Annotated in this window: 9 protein-coding genes; 1 reads left to right on the forward strand and 8 read right to left on the reverse strand. The window is 26.5% G+C overall.

What is annotated here, in order from left to right; all coding sequences use genetic code 11:
- Positions 1-37: 37 nt before the first annotated feature.
- From IPP08_03945 to IPP08_03975, 7 genes are all read right to left on the reverse strand, one after another.
- Positions 38-3,280 (reverse strand): isoleucine--tRNA ligase, encoded by a 3,243-nt coding sequence (locus IPP08_03945; GenBank protein QQS67327.1) that lies wholly within the window; start codon positions 3,278-3,280, stop codon positions 38-40.
- A 200-nt stretch (positions 3,281-3,480) separates the two neighbouring features.
- Entirely contained in the window at positions 3,481-4,191 is a 711-nt protein-coding gene (locus IPP08_03950; protein ID QQS67328.1) for a pirin family protein, read from the reverse strand.
- 37 nt (positions 4,192-4,228) lie between these two features.
- The gene (locus IPP08_03955) at positions 4,229-5,137 is read right to left on the reverse strand and encodes a YegS/Rv2252/BmrU family lipid kinase (protein ID QQS67329.1); all 909 of its coding nucleotides are present in this window, start codon (positions 5,135-5,137) and stop codon (positions 4,229-4,231) included.
- Positions 5,138-5,206: 69 nt separating this feature from the next.
- Positions 5,207-9,016 (reverse strand): TraB/GumN family protein, encoded by a 3,810-nt coding sequence (locus tag IPP08_03960; protein QQS67330.1) that lies wholly within the window; start codon positions 9,014-9,016, stop codon positions 5,207-5,209.
- A gap of 101 nt (positions 9,017-9,117) precedes the next feature.
- Positions 9,118-9,723, reverse strand: a complete 606-nt coding sequence (locus IPP08_03965) for a thioredoxin family protein (GenBank protein QQS67331.1) — start codon at positions 9,721-9,723, stop codon at positions 9,118-9,120.
- A gap of 99 nt (positions 9,724-9,822) precedes the next feature.
- Positions 9,823-10,440 (reverse strand): hypothetical protein, encoded by a 618-nt coding sequence (locus IPP08_03970; GenBank protein ID QQS67332.1) that lies wholly within the window; start codon positions 10,438-10,440, stop codon positions 9,823-9,825.
- A gap of 117 nt (positions 10,441-10,557) precedes the next feature.
- Positions 10,558-11,565: a D-alanine--D-alanine ligase gene (locus tag IPP08_03975; protein ID QQS67333.1), complete on the reverse strand. Its 1,008-nt coding sequence runs from the start codon at positions 11,563-11,565 to the stop codon at positions 10,558-10,560.
- Positions 11,566-11,763: 198 nt separating this feature from the next.
- Between IPP08_03975 and IPP08_03980 the strand changes: the two genes are divergently transcribed.
- A complete protein-coding gene (locus IPP08_03980) occupies positions 11,764-12,174 on the forward strand; it encodes a hypothetical protein (GenBank protein QQS67334.1) in 411 nt (136 codons plus the stop codon).
- A gap of 215 nt (positions 12,175-12,389) precedes the next feature.
- Here the strand turns inward: IPP08_03980 and IPP08_03985 are convergent, their stop codons facing one another.
- Positions 12,390-13,376, reverse strand: a complete 987-nt coding sequence (locus IPP08_03985) for a flippase-like domain-containing protein (GenBank protein QQS67335.1) — start codon at positions 13,374-13,376, stop codon at positions 12,390-12,392.
- Positions 13,377-13,399 lie beyond the last annotated feature (23 nt).

Raw genomic sequence — 13,399 nt, forward strand, 5'->3', positions numbered from 1 at the left:
AAAATTCTTTTGATATGGATATAATACAAATAATTATCTAATTTGCCTTCATTATCTTAACTTTACAAATTATTCCATTTATATCTATTTCAAAATTTGATGATTCATCGTCTATTAAATCGATTGCAAGTGTTTCTGAACAAATATAATCGCGCTGACGTATTAAAGAAGATTTAGTTTGCTCATTTGTTGAATAAAAAATCTTAATTCTGTCAGTAACTTCAAACTTAGAATCTTTTCTTAAATTCTGAATTCTATTAACAAATTCTCTAGCATTCCCCTCGCTTAAAAGATCTTCATCTAGCTCAGTATCTAAAGCTACTGTTAAAGTCCCTTCAGATGCAATTAACCAGCCTTGTATTTCATCATGAAGAATATCAATATCTTCTTTTACAATTTCAAAATAATCTCCATTAAAAGCTAACTCAATTTTACCATTTAAAATAATTTCAGAAATTTGTAATGTTGACATATTTCCAATTGCATCAGCAACAGTTTTCATACTCTTACCAAACTTAGGTCCTAGAGTTTTAAAATTAGCTTTTGCTCTTTTCTTAACAACATCAGATTGCTCATTTATTCCAACATACAATATTTCCTTAATATTTATCTCTTCCTTAATTATATCTTCAATTAAATTATAATCATTACGTTCTGTTTCATTTGAAACTGCAATTAGCATTTTACTTAAAGGTTGCCTTACTTTAATCTTTGATTTTTCTCGAAGTGCTCTAGCTAAAGCAACTGATTTTTGAGCCCTTTTCATTCTTCTTTCTAAATCTAAATCTATATCAGATGTTATGGAATCAGGAATATATGCCAAATGAACAGAATCAATATCTTCTAATTTAGTTGTAGAATTTAACATATTATACATTTTATCAGAAATAAAAGGAGATAATGGTGCCATTAATTTAACAATACAAACCAAACATTCATATAAAGTTTGATATGCTGAAACTTTATCTACAGACATTTCACTTTTCCAAAATCGTCTTCTATTACGCCTAACATACCAGTTTGATAAGTTTTCAATTGCAAATTCAGAAACTAATCGCATTGCTTTTGTTGGGTCATAATCTTCCATAAACTCAGTATAATTTTTGATCATAGAATTCATGGAAGAAATAATCCATCTGTCAAGTTCTGCTCTATCTTTTACAGGAATTTTTTCTTGATCATAATTGAAGCCATCTATATTTGCGTATAAAACAAAGAAATTATAAGTGTTTGTTAATGCCCTGAAAAAATCTGATAATACTGTTTTAGATAAATCATTTTCAGAGAAAATCATAGGTTTCCAAGGAGGAGAACTTGTAATCATATACCATCTTACTGCATCTGCACCATATTTATCTATTAAAGTAAATGGATTTAAAATATTACCTTTAGACTTAGACATTTTTTGCCCTTTATCATCTAAAACTAAATCATTAACAAGAATATTCTTTGTTGCAGAACAACCAAACAAAGGGGTTGCAATTGCATGTAATGTATAAAACCATCCTCTAGTTTGATCAACTCCTTCAGCAATAAAATCAGCAGGAAAATTAGATTTGAATTTATCAACATTCTCAAATGGGTAATGCCATTGAGCAAATGGCATTGATCCAGAATCATACCATACATCTATTAGCTCAGGTGTTCTCCTATAAGTTATACCATTTTTTATAAAAAAGATATTATCAACAAAAGGCTTATGTAAATCTAATTCATCTTTAACATCAATTGCTTTAACAACAGAACCATCTTCTTTTTCAAAACTACCAGTTAATAATTCCTCAATTGAACCTACACAAAACATATCATTAGGATTATCTTCAGAAACCCAAATTGGAAGTGGTGTACCCCAATATCTATCCCTTGAAAGTGACCAATCTTTAACTTCTTTTAACCAATTACCAAATCTACCAGCACCAATTTCTGGAGGTTGCCATTTAATCATTTTATCATTATTTTCAACTAATTCTTTTGAAAAAGAAGTAGCTTTTATATACCAAGAATCTCGAGCATAATAAATTATAGGATTATTACATCTCCAACAATGAGGGTAACTATGTAAGTAATCATTAGAAGATTTGAATACTAAGTCACGATTCTTTAAAGCAATAATAATGTCTTTATCACTCCCTTCAAATATGTTTCCATCAAATTCAATTTTCTTTACAGATCTACCTGCAAAATCTGTTACCAAGTCAATAAATTTACCACCAGGTGTTACTCCATTTATAACGCTTAAATCATACTTTTTTGAAATCTCATAATCATCTACACCAAATGCTGGAGCAATATGAACAATTCCAGTTCCATCAGTAGTTGATACAAAATCTCCTAAAGTAGCAAAGAAACATTTTTTATCTATAGGTAAATAATCAAATAATCTTTCATACTCAACAAATTCTAATTCAGACCCTTTGTAATCATTAACTATTTCCCATTTATTTTCTGGATCAAGAATTTGTAATCTTGAATCTGCTAAAATATAATGTTGATTAGTTACTTTATCTAATACTAATTTATAATTAATTTCTGAACCCAAACAAACAGCTACATTCGATATTAAAGTCCACGGAGTAGTTGTCCAAACAAGAAAGAAAGTATTTTCTGGGAAAATAATTTTCTCATTACTCTTAACTTTCATTTTAACATACAAAGATGGATCTCTTACATCTTTATAACCTTGAGCTAACTCATGGCTTGATAACGGTGTTTCACAATGTGGACATTGTGGTGTAATTCTAAATCCTTTATAAATCAGATCTTTCTTGAAAAATTCTGATAAAGACCACCAAACAGATTCTATATAATTATTTGTACAAGTGATATAAGCATTCTCAAAATTCACCCAATATCCCATTCTTTCAGTTAATTCTCTCCAACCTTTATCTCTATAAATATTGTCATAAACCAGATCCTTAGCCAACTTATTAAAGTTACCTATTCCGACCTTAGTTTCTATTTCACTCTTTTGTTTGAGCCCAAGTTGTTTCTCTAATGCAATCTCAACAGGTAATCCGTGAGTGTCCCAACCTGCTCTTCTATTGACTCTAAAGCCCTTCATTGTTTTATATCTACAAAATGCATCTTTTATAGCTCTAGAAAGAACATGATGTATACCTGGACTACCATTCGCAGTTGGTGGTCCCTCATAAAAAGTCCATAAGTTATCTTCATTTCGTGTTGAAACAGATCTATCAAAAATATCTGATTTACACCAAAAGTCTAGAACTTCTTTCTCTATTTCTGTATAGTCTATTCTATCTGGAAATTGTGGAAACATATATTAAACAGGAAATTGGAATTACTTTTTTATCTTTCAAAAAATAATTGGCGAAAATAAGACAATTGGACGTATTGTAAGTAAAATCATTTAGAGAATTATATAAAAAGGAATATTTCAACTAATCAAATTTTATCTTATATAATGAATTGATTTAAAATATAAAATTATTAATAAAAAGAAAATCAAAAATTCAATTTTTAATTCATTGGAATATCAATAATAAGCAATTTACCTATTGATTTAGGTTCTATATTAATATTATCGATGTCATAAATTCCAATAGCATCACGTTTATTTACTATTTCATTTTCAATATTAAAATAACCATCAATAACAAAAATATAGGCACCATTTCCAGAATCATTAACTATATAATTAACAGCCATTAAATTATCAAATTCTACCAGTGAAATTGTTGCTTTTTGATTTATCCAAAGTGATTCATTTTGTAGATTATGTGAAACAACTGGTATGAACACGTTTTTATTATCAGTTAACTTAAAAGTTCTTTGACCATATCTTGGATTTATATTACGTTCTTTTGGGAAAATCCAAAGTTGTAAAAGTTTTGTTTCCTCAGTAAGTGATGGATTAAATTCACTATGTTCAAGACCAATCCCAGCACTCATTATTTGAACATCTCCAACTTTAATTACAGAGCCATTCCCCATAGTATCTTTATGCTCTAGCTCACCAGATAATACGATTGTTATAATTTCCATATTTTCGTGAGGATGCATACCAAAGCCCATTCCAGGACTTATAATATCATCATTGAGAACCCTGAGCATTCCAAAATGAATTAATTCAGGATTATACCATCCAGCAAAACTGAAAGAAAATCTTGAATTTAACCACCCATGTGATGCAACACCTCGATTTTCAGATTTATAGATTTTTTTAACCATTTTAAAAAATAAAAAATAAAAAATTATTAAATTCTATTTAGTACAATATATTGATGGATGCAACCTTTATTTCAATTTTAAGATCCATAACAAAATCCGATAATGTTGAAAATATTTCCCCGTCTAAATGAACTGGTAAGCAAGAATTTGAAACAATTCTCATTTGTTTGAATTTGCCAAATTGTGCCATCCCAGAACTAACATGATTTCCTTTCATAACTTTTGGTAACAACTTTAAAACATTTATCTTTTTTAACTTTGGAACTAGCATATATTCAAAAACACCATCATCCAACATTGAATTTGGAGTTGTAATAAAACCACCCCCTTCCCTAGGACCATTTCCCAAAGTCAACATAAAAAAAGATGTATCAATTGTTAACTCATTATCTATAAATATCTTACTATTATAAAAGTTAAAATTTTTCTTTAGAGTTTGTAAAACTGCTAATAAGTAGATAAAAACACCTCTTAATTTTTTAATTTTTCGTGATTGAATAGTTACATTAGCATCAAAACCAATTCCAACAGTATTATTAAAAAATTCTGTTTTGATTTCTGAGATTACTTCACCTACATCTATAGCTTTAATACCACCATTAAAAATGTTATAAAATGCATTTTTCAAATCAAAATCTAAATTCAATCCATAAGCAAAATCATTGCCAGATCCAATTGGAATACATCCAAAATTTGGTCTTAAAGATTTTTCAAAATTCATTATTCCGTTAATAACTTCATGAACAGTTCCATCACCACCACATGCAATAATATTTTGATAACCTTCAATAATTGCATTGATAGTAATTTCTTTAGCGTGGTTAGTAAATTCAGTAAACTTGAAATTACAATCGCTTTTATTATTTATCAAATCAAGTAGTATATTTATTTCTTCAATACTACAACTTCTATTTGATGTTTTATTAATAACAAATAAATAACTCATTAATAAATGAAAAAGATAAATCAATCAAATGAATTTCTTAATAAAAAATATACAACTTATTAAAAATAATTAATACTTTTCTTCATAATCAGATTGATAAAATAATCGACCACTTTCTTTATTTAATATTAGCATTTTTCTATACTCATTATCAACTAATTTATTAATATCCTTAATTTTATCAATACCCAATTCAACTATGCTTAAGTATGAAAACAAAGTATCAGATTTGAATTCATTTACATTTAAAGAATCATTATTATACAAACCAACATAACCAATTCTACATTTATCTACCTTTTTTTGTTTAAGAATAAAAAAGAATACATCACCATAAGAATTGTTTAAAGTTATGTTTCTTTTACCTATAAATAATAACGAATCATTCGAATCCCATCCATTATAAAGTTGTTTTTTAAGTATTGAAGAAGAAATTTGTTCTTTTGATGTTTTATTAAAAGGAAAGAATTTTAATATTTTATTTTCATTAAATATTTTAAATAAAGTACCACAATATCTGTTACTGTTTACTAATGAATCGATAACATTATTATACATGAAAACATTATTCTTAATCAAAATAGACAAAGTGTAAATAATGTTAGTAGTATCTTTTGATGAAATTAATTTTTTAAAATATTTCTGAACTCCAACATTGGTATTATAGAATGGGGCAAGTAAAACTGAATATTGATTAATTGGAGATTGAAGAAAATATTTTTTATAATTTAAAGTATTCAATTCATTATATTCGTTGTCATTTTCATCTTTCAACTCTTCATCAATTACAACATCTTTTGAATTTAAATTTAATTTCTGTTTATTCTCTCTAATATGTTCTTTTTCTAAAATTATTTCGTTATTTTTTTGAAGTTTTTTCAATTCAAATTTTGCATCGAATAAAATATTTGAAATGTAATTTTCATAAATTTTTGGATTTATTAAATTGCTATCTATTAAAGTTGCTAGTAATAAATTCACTTCTGGTTTGTAAGCACCTATGTTAGTTAATTGTAAAATTTCTGGGAATAAATTTACAGATAGTTTTAAAGAATCAAAAAAATTTGAGAACAAATTATATCCTTCATAATCAGTATTTAAATCAGGTGGATCAAGAATTAAAAGTTCTTTCAAGGCGGTTATAGATTCAAATGTATGTTGTTCATAAAGTGCAAGCAAAGCTTCATTTTGAAATGTAACTGTATCACTTGAATTTCTATAAATTTCAACGATATCATCAACTATTTCTTTTCTTTTAGTTGAATCATTTGTCCTCCCGAGTTTATAGATTAAATCTCTTTTGAATGAAAAATAATTCTTCTCATTCTTTGACAAGTTTGTGATAATTTTTTTTAACTCTTTATTAAAACCAACACAATCAACTTTCAGAAAAGTATTCCTACATGCGTCCCGAATATCTTGATTTGTATTGTTTAGATCCTTTACAAATACGTAAAATTTGTTTTTTGTAAGTTGATTTCCAACTGGATTGAAAGGTGAAAATGTATTATAAAATTCATTTACCCATTTAGAACAATAATTAATTGAATCTGTAATTGTGCTTATTGAATAAAATCTATTTAACTGCATATAAGTTTTATACCTGCAAATTTTGTTAGTTCCTGTATCACTTAGAATAAATTCATTAATGTTCCATCCATTTAAATATGATTTTTTATAAATTGAAAGAACAAAACCTTTATTCTTTTTAAAGATATCAAGATAATTATTCCACATTTTAATTGAATCTGGAGTGGACTCGTATTTTTGATATTGATAAAAGTAAACTTTAACTGATTCATCATTATCTTTATTTACAAATTGGTAAGTTTGATTAATCCCTAAAAAATCATTTATTAAATTCTCAGGTAATGCTCCTTCAGTTTCAGAAATTACTGGGTTACTAAAAATTCTATTATTCTTATACATTATAGGCATCATAACAGAATCAAACTTTGGATAAAAGGGAGTATTAACACTAAAGAACCCATTTTGATCTGTATAAAGAATTGGTTCTGGAGTTGAATTTTCAATAAAATTTAAAGTATTAAAAAAATCATTTGGATTGAAATATATAGATTTAGACTTTACAATCATCACAAAATAATTGGTTTTATTTCTAATTACTCTAAGAAATAATTTGGAACTATCTTTTGTTTTATAAGTTAAATCAATAGCTGGATTAGATTTGTAAAAAAAGTATTTCTTTTCTATTGGGTATGAAACAAAATCATTTGTTAGAAAACTTTCATTAAATAAGTTTAGTTCAAATGAATCTGACTCAAGAAAATTATTACTTAAATAATTATGCCTTTGAAACAAATAACAATCATCATTTAATTTAGATAGAAATTTATATTCGATAATATCTGAATTGTAAACATTTCCAGTTATTACATTTTTAGAAGGTTCTCCAGGAAACAATATTGAAAAATTCAATTTTTCATCTTTTATCAAAGTAGGATTAACTTTTGGAACATTTAAATTTATTGATTTAATGAAATTATCTGCATCACGACTTTTTAATAGGTAATCACCAACACCATTTATCCTGAAAATTAGGATATCGAAAGTATTAACAACTATTATATATATATGATAATCGCCATTTCTTGTTTTGTTAGTTATCAATAACCCCTTATAATTATTAATTTCTATTGATTTTTTAGAGATTATTTTGCCTGGTATATTTTCATAAAGCATACTATCAATTTTTGATAAAATAACATTAGCATTCTCACCAGTAAAGCACGAATATGTTGGAATTTTAGTAACACAATAGTAGACACTATTTGACATATTTGCTACTTGTTTACTGTTTAAATAACTGAAATCATTAGAATTTGAATATAATTCTTCTGGTATATTTATAGTATAATCTCCATTTTTAGATTCATATTTCTTTGTAGTAAAGGGGGTTTGAATTTTATCAAGTTTATCTTTTTGAGAAGAAACTTTATCTTCCATTTTAATTGGTTTCAAAATATAACCCTTTTGCCTTAAAATTTCAATAACTCCCTGAGTACCAGGTAAGTGAGCAGCCCCAACACCAGCAAAAATTGATTTATTTGATTTAATAATTGAATCAATAGAAAAAGCCTGAATTTCGTTTCTTTTTAATAAAAATTTATCATTAAATTTTTTAGAAACTATTAGCTTTGTGTTTATTGAATCTAGCATATCCAAATCTCCATTTCTATATGCTTCATTAATTTTCTCTTCAGATTGATAAGAATTATTTGATTTATCTTTCTTCTTTAACTTATCATAATACATATCAAAGTTTGCTTCACCTACAATCCGTTGTGACTCCATAAAGTTTTCCAACCCTGTGCATACTTTACCAAGTCTTTTCCCAGTTTGATAAATGTACAAATCTAAATATGTATCCTCTTCAAAGTCCTCATTAGATTTCGTTTTACGAAAAAGTAATCCATTAATTAGAAAAGGTTCACTCTTTAAAGCATATGATATGTAATTTTCATAGGAAGGGAATTTTAATACAGAAATATTGAAATATTTTTGATTTACATCATTGTAATATTTATAGAAATTATTTTGAATGCTATCTAAAATTACTAAATTATTTTGCCATTGCATTGGGTTAAGTTCTAATGCTACAACATCAGAACTCTTAATTGCATTATAAAACTCATCACCTAAATGAAAAACTAATTTACTACTTACATGCATTGTACCGAATAAATATGAGGGTTTGTTTAAACTGTTACCAGTAATCTCCCAAAGTAAACTAGGATATTTTTTTTCATTTGTTTGAGATACTAATTTATTTAAATTTAAAAAAATACTAATTAGAATTGCTATAAAATTTAATAGTAAAAATTTATTCGATTTACAGAAATGTATAAGTTTTCGCATTAGAAAAAAAGGTATATGAACTGACAATACTACTTTTTAGTATTAATATATATAATCGGAAAGGAGAATTAAAAGTAAAAAAAGAAGAAAAATTATCTATATTAATTGTTAGAAATTAACTTTAAAATTTCATCTTGAATTGTGTTTGATTTATCATCAGCATACCATTTATGAACACCAATATGAAAATCCTCTCCTTTAGATTTCATTGAAACTACTAATTCCTGAGCAGGCTTTGGTCTCGGTCCCCAATTCCAATTTTCTTTAAATGTAATTGGATTTAAAGATATCAATTTTGGGATAGATTTACTACCATTTGTTAAGTATTTATTCATTATAACTTCATTTTCATCTCTTAACAAAATTTTTAATTCAATGTTAGTAGTTGAATTTGCAATCATGTTTATAGCTGGAATATTTTGAGCAACATCACCACACCATGATTCAGCAAGAACTATCCATAATTGTTTTTTGTTGAGTAAACTTAACTTTTCTTGAAGTGTTGGATTCATTTTAAAAGTTTTTTCTACCCTATTCATTCTTTGTAAATTTATTTTAACATAATCAAGTATTTCAGTTGTATTGTATTCTAAGTCAACTGAAGTTGATTTCCCAGAATCAAATAAAATTTTACATAAATCCTTATATTGATTGAATGTAAATGCATTTATAATTATCTCTTGGGAAAAAACATTTCTTATTAACACAATATTTAATAATTGTAATTTATTAATGGAAAAAGAGAATTGAATGGAATAAAGATTAAGAATAACAATCAAAACTTATAAGTAAGAATTAATCTAATATTACTTAACCATTGCAGGAAATAACCTTTCACCAACTAAAGCAACTTTAGATAAACCCTCAACATATAAAACTCTAATCTTCTCTGCAAAATTAATATTATTTGGCATTTTAGTTTTTACATCAACTACTTTTGCTTCAATTTGAGCTTTTTCATATTTAACATAATATGTACCCCAAATAATTTTTTCAGCGCCTAATAACTTAGCAACTTCCCAAGTTTTGGTTTCATATGTAATACCTTTTAAATCGATATTCAATGCAGCAATTTGATCTTTTACATCTTGCATTGGAATAATCTTGTATGAATGACTTTCTAGTGGAAAATTTTTATTAAAAAACTGTTCTAAAGAATCTGAAAAAGAAAACATTAAACTGTCGTATTTAACTTCACCAGATAAATTTTTGAATGGAAAAATTGCAACAACAACTTTTTCTCCTGTAAACTTAGGGTAAACTTTCTTAATTTCAACAAGATTGCTATCTGGTTGAGTGACTTCAGTATTTGATGGAATAGATATAGTTTTTAAAGAATCTATTAAAGTAATTTTAGAAGATCCATTTGCCGAAGAACATCCAGTAATTAAGGCTATAACACCTATAGTAAATATAGTTTTCATTTAATAAATTATAATATAATTATTTGAATTATAAAAAATTGATAACAAACATTAAAAGAATAAAATTCAAGACATATCAATTTAGGAATATGTTTAATAGTTAAATAGTAGATTTTATTATTGCAAAGAAAGTTCTATAATTTTTTCACATAATTGTGCAAAACTCAATCCAATAACAGAAGCTGACTTAGGAACTAAACTTGTGGAGGTCATTCCTGGAAGAGTATTAACTTCTAAACAAAAGAGATTATTCTCTGAATCTAGCCTGAAGTCAACTCGGCTATAACTTCCGCATGCTAAAGCATCATGTGCCAAAAGAGCAAGAGCTTGAACTTCTTCAGTTACATCTAATGGTAAATCAGCAGGTGTAATATATTCGGTTTTACCAGCAGTGTACTTACTTGCATAATCATACATTCCAGATATTGGTTTTATTTCAATAACTGGTAATGCTTCTCCACCTAAAATTGGAACTGTAAGTTCTCTACCTTCAATAAATTCTTCAAACAAAATACTACTAGAATATATTGCAGCTGTATTATATGCATCCATTAATTCACTTTTATCTTTAACAATAGTTAATCCTACAGTCGATCCACCTGTATTAGGTTTAACAACAACAGGATAGTCGGTATGATCTTTAACATACTCTTCCAATTCTTCTATCGTTGCATCATCGGAATTTAAGCAAAACCATTCAGGTGTAGGAACACCTTCAAATTCAAACAATTTTTTACTCATTGCTTTATCCATTGCAACGCTAGAGCTCATAACTCCTGCACCTGTATATTTAATGCCCATTAGATCTAAAACTGCTTGAACTGTTCCATCTTCACCTGAAGCACCATGTAAAGCTAAAAAGGCAATATCAATATCTTTTGGAATTAATTGTAATGATATTATGATATTCTTATTATCATAAGTGCTCAATTCATCCATTGTTGGAGCATTTTCAGTTGGTTTCCCCAAAGATTCTAGCTCAACCAATGCTTTTTCACCAAGAGCAATATCATAAATCAATACTTCATGACCAGCATCTTTTAAAGCAATTGCTATAGCTTTTCCACTAGCTAAAGAGACATGTCTTTCTGGTGAAGTTCCTCCAAGCAAAACTGCTATTTTCATAATACAAATAAGTTTGTTGAAATATATTAAAGGACAATGAAATTAATAAAACTGAAAACGATTATTAATGCTTGCAAAATTAATCTTTAAATAGAAAAGCAGTAAAAATTATTTTTTATTTCAAATTTATTGGAACCAAACTAAATTTACAAATACTAACCTTTTATAAATAACTTTTTAACTAAATTTTAAAAAAAAATGAAAACAAAACCAAACTTTCAAAACATCTTTCTAAAAATGTTTCTTTTAACATTTCTAATTTTTACTACAAACACTTTACTTGCAGCAAATCCAGATTCTTTGAATCATAAAAAACATAGGCGTGATAAACGTGAAGACATTAGGGACAAAAAAGAAGATAAAAAAGATTTAAAAGAAGATAGAAAAGACAAAAGAGAGGATATCAAGGATAGAAGAGAAGACAGACGTGATAAAAGAGAAGATAGACGAGATACTGTAAAAGACAAAGAAGATATTAGAGACAGACGCGAAGATAGACGTGACAAAAGAGAAGATTTAAAAGATAAAAAGGAAGACAAAAAAGATAAAAGAGAAGATGTAAAAGATAGAAGGGAAGACAGAAGAGATAGAAAGAATAATCCCAAATAATTTCTTTAGTTATTAAAAGTAAATATTATTAATTCCTAAGCAATATCAATTTGCTTAGGACTTTTTAATTATTAATAGAACACTTATTTGAAAATAATTTGATATTTCTAAAGTTGAATTTTAAAGAAATGAAAAACAAGATATCTATTATTAATTTCTTGAATGAATTAAATTATATAAATCTCAAATTAAAATTAATTAGGATTATTAAAATATTATTCACTATTAAACTTAAATTTAACTCCTTCTTTAATCATTAAAATCAAACCAACAACAGTAATAAAAATATAGGGTATAAAATGAGTAATCAGGGTAAACGCAACTGCAATATTATTATCGATATTATATAGTTTAGTAAGTACGCTAATACAAGCATAATGGAATAAACCTGCACCACCTGGTGTTGGTGCAATTGTTACAGCAATTAATGTTGCTCCTAACATTACGAACATATCTGAAAAATACATATTTTTAAAATCAAAAGCATAAAAACCAAAATAAAAAACCAAACCATAAAAAATCCACATTATAATTGAGTAAAAAATAATTTTAACATATTTAGTACCATTATCAAATTTAAAACCCAATCTTATATCATGTAAAATTCTTTTACCAAATTCTCCAATTTTTATATTAATCAAGTAAATTTTCCCAACTATTAAATCACCAATTTTAGTTTTAATTATAAGCCAAATAAAGAACAAAACAACTATTAACGGAATTAAGATAATTAGTAGAAGTTCAATTTCATTTTTGCCATAAAATAAAACTGAAAGTTTATCTTTAGCAGAATAAATTAAAAAGGTAATTAAAACTAAAAGTACAATTCCATCTAAGAGTCGTTCAACTATTACTGTAGCAGCAATTTGTGTAAAAGGTCTATTAATTTTCTTAGAAAGTAATAATGGTCTGATTGCTTCCCCAGATCTAGGGATTAAATTGCTCATTGCATAACCAATTATTGTATAAGTAAAAGTAAATGTTGATTTTATTTGGTTGGATTCAGATATCATTAATCTCCATCTTTCAGCTCTTATTAAATGTGCAATTAACATGCTAAATGCTTGTAAGACTACAAACCAAATTTTAACATCTTTCAAAGATTTAAATATTTGAGACCATTCAACACCTTTAAATGAAAACCATAAGCCAATTATAACTACAATTGAAATGAGAATAATGTATATTGATTTTTTTAACAAGATAATTTTTAATGGAAATTTTT

Source organism: Chlorobiota bacterium (assembly GCA_016700335.1).
Classification (GTDB): domain Bacteria; phylum Bacteroidota; class Ignavibacteria; order OLB7; family OLB7.